Here is a 15,897-nt window from a genome sequence, read left to right as displayed (position 1 = left end):
AAGCGGTGCCGATCCATTCACGAGCCAGGCACATACAAAATGAACGATGGAGACAACACGACAACGGAGCGCGACAGCGTTCCGCCGGGGGCGTTTCGCCTCGACATCGCCGACGGTGCGGGGTCCGGCTGGCTGCGTCCGGGCGAGAGCGTGCTCAAGGCCGCGGTGCGTCAGGGCATCCGCATTCCGCATCTGTGCATGACGGGCGAATGCGGGTCATGCCGCTGTCGCCTCGTGCGCGGAAGGGTTCGGCTCAAGCGCGACATTTCCGGCCATGTCGATGCCGCCGCACTGCGAAGCGGCCACGTGCTCGCCTGCCAAAGCGAGGCGCAAAGCGACATTCTGCTGGCCGTGCCGGGCCTTTCGCGCGGCACGGAAACCGGCGCGCTGATCAACACCGGCGGCCGCATCAAATCGGTGAGCGAACTGAATCACGATATCCGGCTGCTTACCGTCGAACTCGACGAAGCCATCGCCTATCGCTCGGGACAATACGCACAGCTTTGCGTGCCGGGACATCCATTGCTGGAGTCCGCGCCGCGTTGCTATTCGTTCAGTTCCGCTTCGCAAGGTCGCGCGCAGACCGAGGTGCAGTTCCACGTGCGGCGCGTCCCCGGCGGTCAGTTCACCGAATGGCTTTTCGCCGGAGACCGCGCGGGACACGCGCTCGCCCTCACAGGCCCGCTCGGCAATTTCGGCTTTCACGACGACGGCCGCGCGGTCGTGTGCGTGGCGGGCGGCAGCGGACTCGCGCCGGTCAAGGCCATGCTCGAACACATGAGCCAGTTGCCCGCCGCGCCGGACACGACGCTCTTCTTCGCCGCGCGCAGCCAGCGCGACCTGTACTGCATGGACGAGCTGGCGCACCTGCAACGCCGCTGGCCCGGCTCCGGGCGCCTGCTCGTGCTGCCGGTTCTCTCCAGCGAAGCCGCCGAATCGGGCTGGGAAGGCTTGCGCGGATTCTGCACCGAGCATCTCGAACAGTTTTGCAGCCTCGCCGACACCAGCTTCTACCTGTGCGGACCGCCGCCGATGATCGACGCAACCCTCGAAAAGCTTCACGAGCAAACGCCCGCGCATTGCATCCATTACGACCGGTTCTTCGACCGCAGCCATCTCGCCGAAGCCACCGCCTGAACCCGACCGCCAGAGCCAATCCATCATGACGAAGAAAACCCTTATTGCCAGCCTGCTGCTGTCCCTCACCGCTTACGCACACGCCGCCAGCGCCCCGATTCACCTCACCATCGGCGGCGCGATCAAGAACTCGTCGCGCATGAACATCACGCCCGAGCGCTCGCGCATCGACGTCCTGGTCGTGTTGAGCCAGATTCTGACGTTTTCGGTTCGGGCGCTGCTGCTCGTGGCGCTCGCCTGGCCGATCGCCCGCTTCCTGCCGCAATGGAAGGGCGCGCTGGCTGCGGTGCCGGTGTGGGCGATGTTCCTGATCATCCTGCTGATCGACGACTATCTGAACTACTGGCTGCATCGCATGGCGCACCAGTGGCCGCTGCTGTGGCGCCTGCACAAGCCCCATCACACGCCGACCTATCTGAACGTCCTGATGGCGGGGCGCGAAAATGCGTTCTACTACTTTCTCGTTCCGGCCTTGTGGATGGCGCCTGTGCTGATCTATCTCGGCGCCGGCACGGCCTCCGCCGTGGTATTCGGATTCAAGGGGGTCGTGACGCTGCTCCAGCACACGTGTTATCGCTGGGATCTTCAGGTACGGCGATATCGCGCGGGCCGTCTGATGCTCGACATCGTGGAAAAGGTCGTGGTGCTGCAAGACTTTCACCACGCGCACCACGGCATTGGCCGTTATGGCAATGCGTCTTCGAACTACGGCAATATTCTTTGCGTCTGGGACGTGCTGCACGGCACGACCCGCCAGAGTCGACCGCGCCGGCAGGACGCCTACGGCGTGCCCGCCGGCATGCCCGTGGAACCCGGAATGGTGCAACTGTTCTGGCCGCTCCTGCGCGACGGGCGTTCGAGTCAGAAGCAAGGCACGCCGCTGGCACAAAGCTCGGAAGCGGCACTGGCCGCGGCCGATGCGGTGATCGTCACGGCCAGCGGCGTCGCCATTGCCGTCATGAGCCAGGCATAGACGCGGGCTGCCGCTCGAATCGTCGGGGAGCCTGCCGCTTTGATCCCTCGTGCAACCGCTTCGCGGACGGCAAATAGCCAGCGCTTGCTGGCTATTTGCCGTCGCCGCCACTCAAGGGCCATCGCGCCCAGTGCGCCTACGACGTCGATGCGCCGGCGGCCGTTCCGGTGAAAGCGCGCGACCTTGTCATGAGCCATGCCGGTTCGGTCAGCGAGCTGGAAATCAACCCGCTCGCGGTGCGGCCGCAAGAACACGGCGTCGCCGCGCTCGACGCGATCCTCTGCTGTCACGCAAACGAACTGGCCGCCGGTCAGCTAGCCGGCGGCCAGTTCCGTTGATCGAGGCGCGCCGCGCCTGCAATCCGTGTTACTTCGCCTCGCGAGCCTTGCCGCTCCAGTAAGGCTCGCGCAGATCCTTCTTCAGAATTTTCCCGGCGCCGGAAAGCGGCAGCGCTTCGCGAAACTCCACGGTCTTCGGGCATTTGTAGCTTGCGACGAACTCGCGGCAATGCTCGCGCAGCGTGGTTTCGTCGAGCGCGGCGCCGGGCTTGAGCACCACCACGGCGTGAACCGCCTCGCCCCAGTGCTCGTGCGGCACGCCGATCACCGCGCACATCGCCACCGCGGGATGGCGCGCGATCACGTTCTCGATCTCGGCGGAATAGACGTTTTCGCCGCCCGTCACGATCATGTCCTTGATGCGGTCGACGATGAACACATAGCCCTGCTCGTTCATGTACCCGCCGTCGCCGGTATGGAACCAACCGTTGCGCATGGCGCGCGCCGTTTCCTCGGGCTTGTTCCAGTATCCCGGCGTGATGTTAGGACCACGAACGACAATTTCGCCCACCGTCCCGCGCGGCACCTCGCGTCCTTCGGTATCGACGATACGGATGGTGACGCCGATCCCGCCGCGCCCCACCGAGCGCGAAAGCCCGCTGCGGCGCGCGGCCTCGCTGTGATTCTCCGGCGGATTGCTCGACACGACGGGACACGTCTCGGTCAGGCCATAGCTGTGCGATAGTTCGATGCCCGGAAACTGCACGAGCAGTTGCTCGACCATCGCGCCCGCGCTCGGCGACGCGCCGTAGTACAGCCGGCGCAGGCTGCTCAGGTTGTAGCGCGAGAGGTCGGGATGCGCGAGCAGCGCCTGAATCATCGTCGGCACCAGCACCGATTCGGTCACGCCTTCCCGTTCGATGGTTGCGAGCAGCTCGCCCGCGTCGAACGACGGCACCAGCACGTGCGTGCCGCCCGCGAGGAACTGCGTCGCGACTCGCCCGAGCCCCGCCACGTGAAAGAGCGGCGCCACGTGCATGACGACGCAATTGGGCGGCTGCGGCATCTCCGCGAGACGCGGCACGCAACCGGACCACAGGTTCAGGTGCGTCTGCATCACGCCCTTCGGAAAGCCCGTGGTGCCGCCGGTGTACATGATGCAGGCGAGATCGTTGCCGCCGCGCCAGGCGTCCTCGATGGGCGGCGTATCGGCGATCAGCGTCTCGAACGAGAGCATGCCCTGGGGCGCCTCGCCGTCGCCCGCGTAGATCACGAGCGGCGCGTGCTTCGCTTTCGCGCGAATCGCCTCGACATGGGGCAGGAAAGCGTCGTCGACGAACAGGATGCGCGTATCGCAATCGTCCAGCGAATAGACGATTTCCGGCACGCTCCAGCGCACGTTGATGGGATTGAGCACGCCGCCGCCCCACCACACGCCCATGATGTACTCGACGTACCGGTCCGAATTCGGGGCCAGCATCGCGACCCGGTCGCCATGCGCCATGCCGAGGCCCACGAGCGCGCCCGCGAGGCGCGCGACGCGTTCGCCGAATTCGCCGTAGCTGCGGCGACGCCCGCGAAACGCAGTGGCCGTCCGGTCCGGGTATTGCTGAACCGCGCGATGCAGGCATTGGGTGAGATACATCGTGATTGTCTCCGTTGTCGGTATCCATATCGGAACGCGCGGCCCTGAAATGGACGAAAAATCGTTTGCGCCAGTATGGCGCCGGGCATGATATCGCCGCCCCCTCGACTCAGGGGGCAAGCCGCTCCGGCCACGCGCATAAGTTCCGTTTGCGCCTTCGCCGGGCGCGCCTGCCGCACCCGGCCCCTTCGTGCTGTCCTCCGTGCCGCGCTTCGTGCCGCCCGTCGCCCCCCCTTCACGCCGTCCCGACATTACGCTCGCCCTCGTCGGGCGGTTCGCACGCTTCCCACCCGGCGTTTAAGTGCCGTCCTCGCCGCCCCCCGCGTTGGGGAGTGGCCCCGATCGGACCTCTGGCGATGATTTGGCTACCCGGGCGCCCTGCACCACCAAGGTCCGCTCGACGGCAGGACTCATCAAGCATCCAAGACCGCGAGGTAAGCATGACCCGAACGTATGGCATCACCGGCTATGGCGGCTACGTGCCGCGCCTGCGCATGCAGCGCGCCGCCATTGCCGCCGCCCATCGCTGGATGAGCGGCGCCGCCGGTTCCGCGCCCAAAGGCGAGCGCGCCTTTTGCAGTTGGGACGAGGACAGCATCACGATGGCCGTCGAAGCCGCCCGCGACGCGCTCGGCCAGCGCGCGCGCACGAACATCGAAGCGCTGACGCTCGCCACGACCCGCCCCGCCTTCGCCGATCTGCAAGGCGCGAGCATCGTCGCCGGCGCGCTCGAATTGCCCGCCAGCGTGCGCACGCTCGAAATTGGGCAATCGCAGCGCGCCGGCGTTGCGGGCCTGCTGAACCACCTGCGCGCGGCGCGAGAGGACGTGCTGTTCGTCGCGAGCGACCATCCGGCGGCCAAGCCCGCCAGCGCGCAGGAACTCGCGTACGGCGCGGGCGCCGCGGCGTTCACGCTGGGCAGCGAAGGCGTGATTGCCGAACTCATCGGCAGCGCGAGCGAGGCCAATCTGTTCGTCGATCATTTTCGCGCCGCCGACGGCAAGCACGATTACTACTGGGAGGAGCGCTGGATTCGCGACGAAGGCTACGCGAAGATCGTCCCGGCCACCGTCAAGGCCGCGCTCGAAAGCGCGGGCGTGCCCGCCGACGCGGTCGCGCACTTCGTATTCGCCGCGCCGCTCAAGGGCGTGGGCGCAACCGTGGCCAAGCGCGCCGGCATCGCCGCGCCGGCCGTTGCGGATCATCTCGACGAACACTGCGGCTACGCGGGCGCCGCGCATCCGTGTCTCATGCTCGCGGCCACGCTCGAACGCGCGCACCCGGGCGAGATCGTCGTGGTGGCGGGCTTCGGCCAGGGATGCGACGTGCTCGTGCTCAAGACCACCGACGCCATCGCGTCGTTCAGTTCGCGCCGCGGCCTGGCGCAGGCACTCGCCGACGCCCAGGTGCATGGCGACTATCTGCGCATGCTCTCGTACGACAACGCCATCGACCTCGAATGGGGCATGCGCGCCGAAAAGCAGGTCAAGACCGCGTTCACCGAGCAATACCGCAGCGCGTGGCAGCTCGGCGGCTTCGTGGCCGGCAAGTGCCGCTGCGGCACCGTGCAGTTTCCCCAACTGGCTTATTGCGTGAACGAAAACTGCCACGCGAGCGCCACGGAGTTCGAGCCTGTGGCGCTCTACGACGTGGGCGCGAAGGTGCTGACGATGACCGCCGACTGGCTCTCGTACCACCCGGCCCCGCCGCTTTACGTGGGCTTCGTGCAGTTCGACAACGGCGCGCGCGTGCTGATGGAAGTCACCGACGTCGGCACGGCAGGTCTCGACGTGGGCACGCCGCTGCGCATGGTGTTCCGCATCAAGGACATCGACAAGGCGCGCAACTATCCGCGCTATTTCTGGAAAGCCACGCCGCTTGCGGCATAACGGAGCCGACAACCATGGCAAACGGTATCAAGGACAAGGTCGCCATCATCGGCATGGGCTGCTCGCGCTTTGGCGAGCGTTGGGACGCGGGCACGCACGACCTGCTCGCCGAGGCATTCAACGAAGCGCTCGCGGACGCGGGCATCGCGCGCAACGAGATCGGCGCCGCGTGGTACGGCTCGTGTCTCGACGCGGTGAACGTGGGCAACTCGGCCATTCCGGCCTCGCTCGCGCTGCGCCTCGACGGCATTCCGTTCAGCCGCATGGAAAACATGTGCGCGACCGGCACCGAAGCGCTGCGCGGCGCGGCCTACGCGGTCGCCTCGGGCGCGGTGGACATCGCTCTGGCCATCGGCGCGGAAAAGCTCAAGGACACCGGTTACGGCGGCCTGCCGCCCACCTACAAGGGCACGATGAACGACCTGTGGCTGCCGCTCGGCTCCGCGCCCGCGGGCTTCGCGCAACTGGCCGACGGCTATCGCACGCGGCACGGCATCGCGAAGGACGAACTCAAGCGCGCGCTGGCCCGCGTGTCGTGGAAAAGCCATCAGAACGGCGTGCTGAGTCCCAAGGCGCATCTGCGCAAAGCCGTGACGATGGAGCAGATTCTCGGCGCGCCGATCATCGCGGAACCGCTCGGCCTCTTCGATTGCTGCGGCGTGAGCGACGGCGCGGCGGCGGCCATCGTCACGACGCCGGAAATCGCACGCGCGCTCGGCCGCAAGGACATGGTGACGATCAAGGCGATCCAGTTGAGCGTGAGTTCCGGCATCGAATCGACGACCAACGTGTGGGACGGCAGCCACGTGCGCAACACGCGCAACGCGGCACAACGCGCCTACGCCGAAGCCGGCATCACGAACCCGCGCGAACAGCTCGATCTGATCGAAGTCCACGACTGCTTCTCCATCACCGAACTCGTGACGATGGAGGATCTCTTCATCTCCGAAGCGGGACGCGCGGTGCACGACGTGCTCGACGGCTTCTACGACCGCGACGGCGGCGTGCCGTGCCAGATCGACGGCGGCCTCAAATGCTTCGGCCATCCCATCGCCGCGTCGGGCCTGCGCATGGCCTACGAAATCTACAACCAGTTGCAGGGCCGCGCCGGCGAGCGCCAGCTCAAGGACCCGGCCATCGGGCTCACGCACAACCTGGGCGGCGTGCCCTACCAAGGTATTGCCGCGATCAGCGTGCTGGGTCTTCACCACTAACAACGGAACATCAGGATTCCGATTCATCGAGGAGTACACAATGGGTTTGCTCGAAGGAAAGGTTGTCATCGTGACCGGCGCGGGCGCCGGTGTGGGCAAGGGCATTGCCTGCGAGGCCGCGCGCCAGGGCGCGCGCGTCATCGTCAATGATCTCGGCGTGAACATCGACGGCTCCGGCGGCAGCGCCGGCCCCGCGCAGCAGACCGTGGACGAGATTCGCGCGGCGGGCGGCGAAGCCGCCGCCAACACCGATAGCGTCGCGGAATGGGAATCGGCGCAGAAGATCGTCCAGCAGGCGCTCGACACCTTCGGCCGCGTCGATGCCGTGGTCAACAACGCCGGCAATCTGCGCGACACGGTGTTCCACCGCATGACCGAAGAAGAGTTCGACGCCGTCATCCGCGTCCATCTGAAGGGTTCCTGGAACATGTCGCGCGCCGCCGCGCCGCACTTCAAGGCGCAGGAAAGCGGTGCGTTCGTACACATGACCTCGACCTCGGGGCTGATCGGCAACTTCGGCCAGGCGAACTACGCCGCCGCCAAGATGGGCATCGTAGGGCTGTCCAAGTCCATCGCGATCGACATGCAGCGCTTCAACGTGCGCTCGAACTGCATCGCGCCGTTCGCGTTCACGCGCATGGTCGGCAGCGTGCCGACCGAATCGGATGAAGCGAAGGAGCGCATGAAGGTCTACATGACGATGGAATCCGGCAAGATCGCGCCGTTCACGCTCGCCCTTCTCACCGACAACGCAAAGCACGTCAACGGCCAGATCTTCGGTGTGCGAAACAACGAAATCTATCTGTTCTCGCAGCCGCGCCCCATCCGCACCGCGCACACGGCGCAAGGCTGGACGGTGGAGTCCTGCGTGGAGCGCGCCATTCCGATGTTCGAGAAGTCGTTCTACCCGCTCGAACTCTCGCGCGACGTCTTCGCCTGGGACCCGGTCTGAGCGGGACGGCTCCGCGCTCCGCCAGCACGCAAAGGAACAGTACACATGGATTTCCAGCCTGATCGAAACCTCGAGGCCTTCCGGCAGAACGTGCGCACCTTCCTGCGCGAGCGTCTGCCGGCCGACCTCGTCCGCCCGCTGCGCACCGGCACGCGTTCGGCGCGCGAGGACGTGACGCGCTGGCAGCGCATCCTCAACGAGCAGGGTTGGGGCACGCCTTCGTGGCCGTCCGAACATGGCGGCCCGGGCTGGAGCGTGCAGGAGCGCCTCGTTTTCGACGAGGAATGCATGAATGCGGGCGCGCCGACCCAGGACGGCGGCGCGCAGAAACTGCTCGGCCCCGTGCTCAATGCATTTGGCACACCTGAGCAAAAAGCGGCGCATCTGCCGTTGCTGCTGAGCGGCGAGCGTCAATGGTGCCAGGGCTTTTCCGAGCCTGGCTCGGGATCGGACCTCGCCTCGCTGCGCACGCGCGCCGATCGTGACGGGGACCACTACGTCGTCAACGGCCAGAAGATCTGGACCAGTTACGCGCATCGGGCCGACTGGATTTTTCTGCTGGTGCGCACCGACCAGGAAGCGAAGAAGCAGGCCGGCATCAGCTTCCTGCTGGTCGACATGAAGACGCCCGGCATCACGGTGCGCCCGATCCGCAGCATCGACGACTGCCATCACCTGAACGAAACGTTCTTCGACAACGTGCGCGTGCCCGTATCGAACCGCGTGGGCGCCGAGGGCGAGGGATGGTCGATCACCAAGTTCCTGCTCAACAACGAGCACGCTTCGACCGCCGACCTGCCGGTGCTGCGACGCTACCTCAAGCAGTTGCGCTCGCTCGCGGTCCTCGCGCGCGACGGCGCAAGCCCGCTGATCGAGCGCACCAGTTTCGCCCTGCGTCTCGCGCGTTTCGAAGCGGAAACAAACGCCATCGCCATGATGGTGCAGCGCGTGGCGGCACTGGAGCAGGATCACAGCCCCGCGGCTCACGCCATGGGCTCGATCCTCAAGGTGCGCGCGACCGAACTGCAACAGCAGATGAGCGCGTTCGTGGTGGAGTCGCTCGGCGATCACGGCGCCATCGCGTATCCGGGTCCGCAGGAACGCGACGCGGCAACGCTGCCGATGCAGGAGCTTGGCCGCGGCCTTGCCAACGAAATGTTCTTCCGCCGCGCGTCCACGATCTATGGCGGCACGAGCGAAGTTCAGCGCACCATCGTCGCGCGCGCGCTGTTTCAGTTTTGAATGCGAACGGTCACATCGAAATCGAAGGAACCGACATGAAGACGTATCAAACGATCGCCGACCTTCAGCCGCTGGTCGGCGAAGTGATCGGCACGAGCGAGTGGACGACGATCGACCAGGCGCGCATCAATCTGTTCGCCGACGCCACCGGCGATCACCAGTGGATTCACGTGGACCCGGAACGCGCGAAAAACGGCCCGTTCGGCGGCGCGATCGCGCATGGCTTTCTCACGCTGAGCCTGCTGCCGGTGCTCTCCTCCACGGCGTATCGCATCGAGCAAAGCCGCATGGGCGTGAACTACGGGCTCGACAAGGTGCGCTTCCCCGCCCCGGTGCCGGTGGGCAGCCTCGTGCGCGCGCATTTTCGCCTGCTGGCGTGGGAGCCGCTCGAGAACGGCGGCGCACAGATAAAAGTGGAAATGACCGTGGAGCGCGAAGGTTCGGCCAAACCGGTGTGCATCGCCGAATCGATCTTGCGGCGCTATCCCTGAGATCGCGGGATACGACGAGGCGCAACGGCAAGGCGCAACGGCCAGGCGGCCGCAAACTAATCCAACCAGGAATGGAGGAACGAAGATGGATCTGGGACTGAAAGATCGCGTGGCAATCGTGACGGGCTCCGCCCGCGGCATTGGCGCGGAAACGGCGCGCATGCTCGCCACCGAGGGCATGGCCGTGGTCGTCACCGACCTCGACGCCGACGCGGCACAGGAAAACGCGCGTCATATCGAGGCGAACGGCGGCAAGGCGATCGCCGTGCAGTGCGACGTGCGTAGCGAGGAGCAGGTGCGAAAGATGGTCGGCGCCGGCGCCGAGGCGTTCGGCCGCATCGACGTGCTGGTGAACAACGCGGGCCTCGTGAAGGACCGCACGCTGCTCAAGATGGAAGAAGCCGACTTCGACCTCGTCCTGAACGTCACGCTCAAGGGCGCGTTCCACTGCTGCCGCGCCGTGCTGCCGCACATGCACGAGCGCGGCTGGGGCCGCATCATCAACATCAGCTCGCGGGCGATGTTCGGCAACCCCGGCCAGGCCAACTATTCGAGCGCCAAGGCGGGGCTCGTCGGGTTCACGCGTGCGCTCTCGCTGGAGCAGGCGCGCAAGGGCGTCACGGTCAACGCCATCGCGCCGGGCTTCATCGAAACGGAATATATCCAGAGCCTGCCCAACTACGACACGATTCGCGAAAACGCGCTGGCCAAGAACGCGGTGACGTTCGCCGGGCAGACCAGCGACATCGCGGGCGCCGTCGCGTTCATGGCGTCCGAGCACGCCCGTTACATCACCGGCACCACGCTCTTCGTGACCGGAGGACGTTATGGCTGATCTCGACTGCGACGTCGATGGCCTCGACAGCAGCCAGCAACTGCTGCGCGACAACATCCGCCGTTACCTGAAGCAGCACGTCACGCCGCGCATCCAGCAGGCGGAGCGCGACAAGCGCTTTCCGCACGAAGTGCTCACCGGCCTCGGCGACTTCGGTTATCTCGGCGGCCATTTGAGCGAAGCGGACGGCGGCCTCGGCATCGACTATCTGACCTGGGCCGTGATGATGGAAGAGGCCGGCTATTGCTGGCTTTCGCTGCGCATCCTGCTCAACGGCCTCAACATCGTCTCGGGCATCATCAACGCATACGGCACGGAAGACCAGAAAGCGCGATTCATGCGGCCGTTGCTGCGCAACGAACGCAAGACCTTCGTGTCGATCTCCGAACCGGACGTCGGCTCGAACGTCGCCGAAATCAAGACGCGCGCCGACAAGCGCGGCGACCGCTACGTGCTCAACGGCAGCAAGCTGTGGATCACCAACGGTCTGTTCGCCGACTTCGGCATCGTTGTGGCGCGCACCTACAGCGAGCAGTGCGACGGCAAGCTATCGCTCTTTCTCGTCGAGAGCAGCGAAACGAAATTCGACGTGAGCCCGGTCGAAACGATGTTCGCGCGCAGCACCGGCACCGCCGCGTTTACGTTCGAAAATGCGGAGATTCCCGCTGCGAACCTGATCGGCGAAGAAGGCGAAGGGCTGCGGCAAATCTTGATCGGCCTTAACTTCGGACGCCTGAACGTTGCGATGGGCGCGGTCGGCGCGGCGCAAAGCGCACTCGATCTTTCCATCGAATACGCGAAGCAGCGCAAGCAGTTCGGCCGCGCGATCGGATCGTTCCAGCTCGTGCAGAAGCATATCGTCGACATGAGCGCGAAAACGCTGGCCGCCCGCGCGCTGGGCTATCGCGCCGCGCGCGCGATGCAGAACGGCACGGCGCGCACCGAATGCTCGATCGCCAAGCTGTACGCGACCGAAGCCGCATTCGACGTCGCGAATCACGCGCTACAGGTACACGGCGGCATGGGCTACGCGACCGAGTACCCGATCGAGCGCATCTTCCGCGACACGCGCGGCGGCATGATCCCCGAAGGGACGACCGAAATCCAAACACTCATCATCGGGCGCGAGATCCTCGGCATTTCAGCGCTCACCTAAGGAGACACAACATGACTGAAACCAGCGTCCTCGAAGAGATCGCCAAGGCGTCGATCTACTGGGAAGACCTCACGCCCGGCACGACCTACACCACTTCCTCGCGCACGATCACGGAAGCCGACGTGGCGGCGTTCGCCGCCCTCACCGGCGACTTCAACAAGGTACACGTGGACGCCGAATACGCGAAGGGCACGATCTTCGGCCAGCGCATCGCGCACGGCATGCTGGTCGCTTCGTTCATGGCCGGTCTGACCTCGCGCTCGATTCCCAACCAGTTGATGGAAGGCGCGCTTTTCAGCGTGCTGGAAAACCGGCTCAAGTTCCCGAAGCCGACCTTCATCGGCGACACGCTGCGCGTCGAGATCGAAGTGCTCGAACAGCGCGAAACGAGCCGGCCGGAACGCGGCATCATCGCCTTCATGCGTCGCGGCATCAACCAGCGCAACGAGTGCGTCGCCGAGATGGCCGCGACGTGCCTGTTCAAGCGACGCCACCCGGCGGCGCAGTGATTGCGGAGACAGCTTCATGGTAAAGACCGAAATTGGCTACACCACGACCGACACCATCATGGTGCGCGGCCTCAACCTGTCGACCGAGATCATCGGCAAGTTCGATTTCATCGACATGATCTTTTTCACCACGCTCGGCCGCAAACCCGAGCCGCGCGAGAAGGTCATGGTCAACGCGCTGCTGGTGACCACGGCCGACCACGGCATCACGCCCAGTTCGCTCGCCGGCCGCCTGACCTATATCGGCGCGCCGGAAGCGCTCCAGGGCGCGGTCGCGGCCGGCCTGCTGGGCGCGGGCAGCGTATTTCTCGGCACGATGCAGAATGCGGCTGAAATGCTGCTGGAAGGCGCGAAAGACCTGCAAGCGGACGCCAGCGACGAGCAGGTTCGCGAAGCCGCCCGCGCGGTGATTCGCCAGCACAAGGAGCAGCGCCGCGCGATTTACGGCGTGGGGCATCCGATCCATATCGACGGCGATCCGCGCGTTCCCACGCTGCGCGAACTGGCCCGCGAGAACGGCTACTACAACGTACACTGGCGGCTCATGGACGCGATCGGCGACGTGCTCACCCAGGAGCAGAAGAAGCCGCTGCCGCTGAACGCGGTGGGCGCGATCGCGGCCATCGTCGCCGCGATGGGCCTCGATCCGCTGATCGCTCGCGGCCTTTCGCTGGTCGGCCGTTCGGCCGGCCTGCTCGCCCACATCATGGAAGAAAAGAGCGCACCCATGGCCCGCGAAGCCTGGCAACTCGTGCTGAGGGACGACCCGCGCAACGTCCTGCCCTGATCTCCACCCTCGGGCGTCCCGCGGCACTGAGGCGGGGCGCCGCCTTTTCATTCGTGGAAAAAGGATGCTCTCCATGGACACCTCCCCCGCTTCCCCTGTTTCAGCCGGTTCAACCGATTCAGCCGCTGCGCGCAAGCTCATGCATACGCGCACGATGAGCTGCAACGGCTATTTGCGCAGCGACGGTCTTTTCGACATCGAAGGCGAACTGCGCGACATCACCCCGGTCGACACCGATCTCCTCTTCAAGCGCGTGCCCGCCGGCGAGCCGATTCATCACATGCGCATCGTCATGACGCTGGACACGAAAATGGTGATTCAGGACGTGAAGGCGCATATCGAGGCGGGTCCGACCGTGTACTGCGTGGACATCGAGTCGGCTTATGCGGGGCTCAAAGGCATGCAGATCGGCGCGGGCTTTCGCAAGCAGATCAAGGCGGTGGTTGGCGGAGTGAGCGGCTGCACGCACCTGACCGAGCTGCTGGGCCTGCTCGCGAATACGGCGATGCAAACGCGCTTCGCGGTGGGTCGCGTCGAGCGCAACGGACGGCTGCCCGCCGACGAATCCGGAACGATGGCTCCGCCCGCGGTCATCAACAGTTGCTACACCAATCGCGCCGATGGCGAGGCCATGAAGGTGCTGTGGCCGCTGCACAGACGGCCCGCGACGTAGACGCAGCCATGGAGCGGCCGGCCCGGGCTCAGCCGGGCAGCCGGCCGCGCTTGAGTTGAAACGATACGGATACGCGGTCGGCCGGATAGCGCGTATCGGAAATCTCCAGGATGCGGCCGTCCTGACGACGATAGTGCCGGACGAGCCGCAGCCCCGCCGAGGCGGGTTCCACCTTCAGCCGCCTGGCGAGCGCGGCGTCGATCAGCACGCCCCTCACGATCTGCCTGATTTCGTCGAACGGCTGTCCGCTCTCGCGCTCGATCATCGCGCTCACGAGTTCGCCTGGGCGGCTGCGAATTTCGTCGATCAAATGCGCAAACGCGGCGTCGATATAAATGTCGGCCCACGCGAGCGGCGCCCCGCGCTTTCCCGCCTCAACGCGCAACCCCGAAAGCCGTATCCAGTGACTTCCCGGCGGCGCCTCCAAGGTCCGCGCCAGCGCGCGATCGAGCTTGACCGGCGTGGCCGTCTCGATCGAGCGCACTTCGGTTGCCGCCACCCTCATCAGGTCTTCGGGGGTTTCGAACGACTGGGTGAAAGCCGTTCGCGGATTGGCGCTCTCGACGATCGTACCGACCGACTTCCTGCGCGAAATGTACCCCAGATCCTGAAGCATCTTGAGCGCCGCCCGCACCGTGTGACGGCTTACGCTGTACAACTCGGCCAGTTCCGGTTCCGTCGGCAGCAAGCTCCCCACCGCATAGCGCCCGCCGGAAATGGCTTTCACCAGCGCTTGCGCGAGTGCGGCGTACCGGGTGGTCGGCAACGGCGGATTGATCGGGTTATCTTTGGGGTTCGCGCTCATGGGTTGCTGCATCGTCGTTACGGTAGCGCGTGGGCGCCGCTTCGCAGAGAACGATTGTACGTGAGGGCTGCGGGCTGCCGATAAACCGGTGGGGCAGCCCGGAACGATCGCACGGCGAAACCTCGCGAGACGTTCTCTCTTCGCCTGTTCGATGCGCGACCGGCAACGTCAATGCGCGCCGTCGCGCCGCGCCTCCCATTGGCTTTCGTCCATCGCCAGACGGAAGCCCAGATGCGACATGCTGTTTGCGGGGTCCGTGCCGCGCCGGGCGCTGGTCCGGTAACTCATGCAATAGGTCTCGCTGCATAGAAACGAGCCGCCCCGGGTCACTCGCGACGGCGCCGTGGTCACGGCGCTCTCCGGGTCCCAACTGGTTGCCGGTCCGCGCGGATCTTCGACAGTGCCCGGCGACGCCGCTTCGATACGAAAGGCATCCGCGCGATACCAGTCGGCAACCCATTGCCATACGTTGCCGGCCATGTCGTAAAGACCATAGCCATTCGGCGCGTATTGACCGACGGGCGAAGTACCCACGTGGACTTTCTCGCCCGAAACATCCGCTGCGGAAACCGGGAACGGCCGGGCCGCATCGTCCCAGGTGTTCGCCATCTTCTTGCCGTTGGGCGCGAAATCCGCACCCCATGCGTAGTCGGCCTGTTCAAGTCCGCCTCGCGCCGCGTACTCCCATTCTGCCTCGCTCAACAGACGCTTATGAGCCCACCGTGCGTACGCCTGCGCGTCCTCATAGGAAACCTGTACGACCGGATGATTTTCCTTGCCTGCGATACTGCTGTCCGGCCCCGTCGGATGACGCCAGTCGGCGCCCGGCATGTACCTCCACCACCTCGAGTAGTCGTTCAACGGAACCGGCGCGTCCGTCCCCTGAAACACGAGCGCGCCCGGCACGAGCACGCTATCGTCGGGCCGTGGCGTGCCAGCCGGCAGTTGCACCTTCAGGTCTTCCCAGCGCGGCTTGCGTTCGGCAGTCGTGACATATCCCGTTGCCGCGACGAACTTCGCGAAATCGGCATTGGTCACGTCATAGCGATCGACCCAGTAGCCGCTCAGTTTCACCTCATGAGGCGGCCCTTCGTTGCGTTGGGCATGCCGACTGCTGCTGCCCATCACGAATTTGCCGCCCGGTATCCAGACCATGTTCCGAGGTCCGGAGATGCCGTTTCCGAGCGTGAGCGGCCTGGGCGCGACGTGTTCGCCGCGAGCCGCATACACGCAGCCAAGCACGACGGCGCAGGCGGCAACGGCGCCGATGAACCTCCAGCGAGTCAAGACTTTCATCCGCTTTCCTGGGCT

The 15,897-nt window shown here is 65.6% G+C and carries 16 protein-coding genes; 13 read left to right on the top strand and 3 right to left on the bottom strand.

Annotation, left to right across the window (positions count from 1 at the left end; genetic code table 11):
- Positions 1-39: 39 nt before the first annotated feature.
- From U5805_RS08365 to U5805_RS08355, 3 genes are all read left to right on the top strand, one after another.
- On the top strand, positions 40-1,137 hold the full coding sequence (locus U5805_RS08365) for a 2Fe-2S iron-sulfur cluster binding domain-containing protein (RefSeq protein WP_322102997.1): 1,098 nt from the start codon (positions 40-42) through the stop codon (positions 1,135-1,137).
- Between the two features lie 25 nt (positions 1,138-1,162).
- The gene (locus tag U5805_RS08360; RefSeq protein WP_322102996.1) at positions 1,163-2,110 is read left to right on the top strand and encodes a sterol desaturase family protein; all 948 of its coding nucleotides are present in this window, start codon (positions 1,163-1,165) and stop codon (positions 2,108-2,110) included.
- A 95-nt stretch (positions 2,111-2,205) separates the two neighbouring features.
- Positions 2,206-2,448 (top strand): hypothetical protein, encoded by a 243-nt coding sequence (locus U5805_RS08355; RefSeq protein WP_322102995.1) that lies wholly within the window; start codon positions 2,206-2,208, stop codon positions 2,446-2,448.
- Between the two features lie 28 nt (positions 2,449-2,476).
- Here U5805_RS08355 and U5805_RS08350 read toward each other — a convergent pair whose 3' ends face one another.
- Positions 2,477-4,033, bottom strand: coding sequence for a long-chain fatty acid--CoA ligase (locus U5805_RS08350; protein WP_322102994.1), 1,557 nt, complete (start codon positions 4,031-4,033; stop codon positions 2,477-2,479).
- Between the two features lie 440 nt (positions 4,034-4,473).
- Here U5805_RS08350 and U5805_RS08345 point away from each other — a divergent pair, with 440 nt between their 5' ends.
- The 10 genes from U5805_RS08345 (at position 4,474) to U5805_RS08300 (ending at position 13,781) form a co-directional block, all read left to right on the top strand.
- The gene (locus tag U5805_RS08345; RefSeq protein ID WP_322102993.1) at positions 4,474-5,922 is read left to right on the top strand and encodes a 3-oxoacyl-[acyl-carrier-protein] synthase III C-terminal domain-containing protein; all 1,449 of its coding nucleotides are present in this window, start codon (positions 4,474-4,476) and stop codon (positions 5,920-5,922) included.
- Positions 5,923-5,936: 14 nt separating this feature from the next.
- Positions 5,937-7,136 carry an acetyl-CoA acetyltransferase gene (locus U5805_RS08340; RefSeq protein ID WP_322102992.1) on the top strand — a complete coding sequence of 400 codons (1,200 nt, stop codon included), beginning with the start codon at positions 5,937-5,939 and terminating at the stop codon, positions 7,134-7,136.
- A 40-nt stretch (positions 7,137-7,176) separates the two neighbouring features.
- Entirely contained in the window at positions 7,177-8,088 is a 912-nt protein-coding gene (locus U5805_RS08335) for an SDR family NAD(P)-dependent oxidoreductase (protein ID WP_322102991.1), read from the top strand.
- A gap of 45 nt (positions 8,089-8,133) precedes the next feature.
- A complete protein-coding gene (locus U5805_RS08330) occupies positions 8,134-9,330 on the top strand; it encodes an acyl-CoA dehydrogenase (protein ID WP_322102990.1) in 1,197 nt (398 codons plus the stop codon).
- 35 nt (positions 9,331-9,365) lie between these two features.
- Positions 9,366-9,821 carry a MaoC family dehydratase gene (locus tag U5805_RS08325; RefSeq protein ID WP_322102989.1) on the top strand — a complete coding sequence of 152 codons (456 nt, stop codon included), beginning with the start codon at positions 9,366-9,368 and terminating at the stop codon, positions 9,819-9,821.
- A gap of 85 nt (positions 9,822-9,906) precedes the next feature.
- Complete coding sequence (locus tag U5805_RS08320; RefSeq protein WP_322102988.1) at positions 9,907-10,656, top strand: 3-oxoacyl-ACP reductase FabG; 750 nt, start codon at positions 9,907-9,909, stop codon at positions 10,654-10,656.
- Positions 10,649-11,812 carry an acyl-CoA dehydrogenase gene (locus U5805_RS08315; protein WP_322102987.1) on the top strand — a complete coding sequence of 388 codons (1,164 nt, stop codon included), beginning with the start codon at positions 10,649-10,651 and terminating at the stop codon, positions 11,810-11,812. Before U5805_RS08320 ends, U5805_RS08315 begins: the two co-directional genes overlap by 8 nt.
- 11 nt (positions 11,813-11,823) lie before the next feature.
- Entirely contained in the window at positions 11,824-12,321 is a 498-nt protein-coding gene (locus U5805_RS08310) for a MaoC family dehydratase (RefSeq protein ID WP_322102986.1), read from the top strand.
- A gap of 16 nt (positions 12,322-12,337) precedes the next feature.
- Positions 12,338-13,108, top strand: coding sequence for a citryl-CoA lyase (locus U5805_RS08305; protein ID WP_322102985.1), 771 nt, complete (start codon positions 12,338-12,340; stop codon positions 13,106-13,108).
- A gap of 73 nt (positions 13,109-13,181) precedes the next feature.
- The gene (locus U5805_RS08300; RefSeq protein ID WP_322102984.1) at positions 13,182-13,781 is read left to right on the top strand and encodes a DUF2889 domain-containing protein; all 600 of its coding nucleotides are present in this window, start codon (positions 13,182-13,184) and stop codon (positions 13,779-13,781) included.
- Positions 13,782-13,809: 28 nt separating this feature from the next.
- Here the strand turns inward: U5805_RS08300 and U5805_RS08295 are convergent, their stop codons facing one another.
- Complete coding sequence (locus tag U5805_RS08295) at positions 13,810-14,586, bottom strand: GntR family transcriptional regulator (RefSeq protein ID WP_322102983.1); 777 nt, start codon at positions 14,584-14,586, stop codon at positions 13,810-13,812.
- Positions 14,587-14,754: 168 nt separating this feature from the next.
- Positions 14,755-15,882, bottom strand: coding sequence for a formylglycine-generating enzyme family protein (locus U5805_RS08290; protein WP_322102982.1), 1,128 nt, complete (start codon positions 15,880-15,882; stop codon positions 14,755-14,757).
- Positions 15,883-15,897 lie beyond the last annotated feature (15 nt).

The organism is Paraburkholderia sp. J41, assembly GCF_905220235.1.
In the GTDB taxonomy this organism is placed as follows: domain Bacteria; phylum Pseudomonadota; class Gammaproteobacteria; order Burkholderiales; family Burkholderiaceae; genus Paraburkholderia.
The sequence above is the reverse complement of the archived record's forward strand: the minus strand, read 5'-3'. Positions and strand labels throughout refer to the sequence as shown.

Bases quoted from the DNA above. Each gene is read 5' to 3' on its own strand.
- U5805_RS08365 (WP_322102997.1), top strand. From the start codon at position 40: ATGAACGATGGAGACAACACGACAACGGAGCGCGACAGCGTTCCGCCG.
- U5805_RS08360 (WP_322102996.1), top strand. From the start codon at position 1,163: ATGACGAAGAAAACCCTTATTGCCAGCCTGCTGCTGTCCCTCACCGCT.
- U5805_RS08350 (WP_322102994.1), bottom strand. From the start codon at position 4,033: ATGTATCTCACCCAATGCCTGCATCGCGCGGTTCAGCAATACCCGGAC.
- U5805_RS08345 (WP_322102993.1), top strand. From the start codon at position 4,474: ATGACCCGAACGTATGGCATCACCGGCTATGGCGGCTACGTGCCGCGC.
- U5805_RS08340 (WP_322102992.1), top strand. From the start codon at position 5,937: ATGGCAAACGGTATCAAGGACAAGGTCGCCATCATCGGCATGGGCTGC.
- U5805_RS08335 (WP_322102991.1), top strand. From the start codon at position 7,177: ATGGGTTTGCTCGAAGGAAAGGTTGTCATCGTGACCGGCGCGGGCGCC.
- U5805_RS08330 (WP_322102990.1), top strand. From the start codon at position 8,134: ATGGATTTCCAGCCTGATCGAAACCTCGAGGCCTTCCGGCAGAACGTG.
- U5805_RS08325 (WP_322102989.1), top strand. From the start codon at position 9,366: ATGAAGACGTATCAAACGATCGCCGACCTTCAGCCGCTGGTCGGCGAA.
- U5805_RS08320 (WP_322102988.1), top strand. From the start codon at position 9,907: ATGGATCTGGGACTGAAAGATCGCGTGGCAATCGTGACGGGCTCCGCC.
- U5805_RS08315 (WP_322102987.1), top strand. From the start codon at position 10,649: ATGGCTGATCTCGACTGCGACGTCGATGGCCTCGACAGCAGCCAGCAA.
- U5805_RS08310 (WP_322102986.1), top strand. From the start codon at position 11,824: ATGACTGAAACCAGCGTCCTCGAAGAGATCGCCAAGGCGTCGATCTAC.
- U5805_RS08305 (WP_322102985.1), top strand. From the start codon at position 12,338: ATGGTAAAGACCGAAATTGGCTACACCACGACCGACACCATCATGGTG.
- U5805_RS08300 (WP_322102984.1), top strand. From the start codon at position 13,182: ATGGACACCTCCCCCGCTTCCCCTGTTTCAGCCGGTTCAACCGATTCA.
- U5805_RS08295 (WP_322102983.1), bottom strand. From the start codon at position 14,586: ATGAGCGCGAACCCCAAAGATAACCCGATCAATCCGCCGTTGCCGACC.
- U5805_RS08290 (WP_322102982.1), bottom strand. From the start codon at position 15,882: ATGAAAGTCTTGACTCGCTGGAGGTTCATCGGCGCCGTTGCCGCCTGC.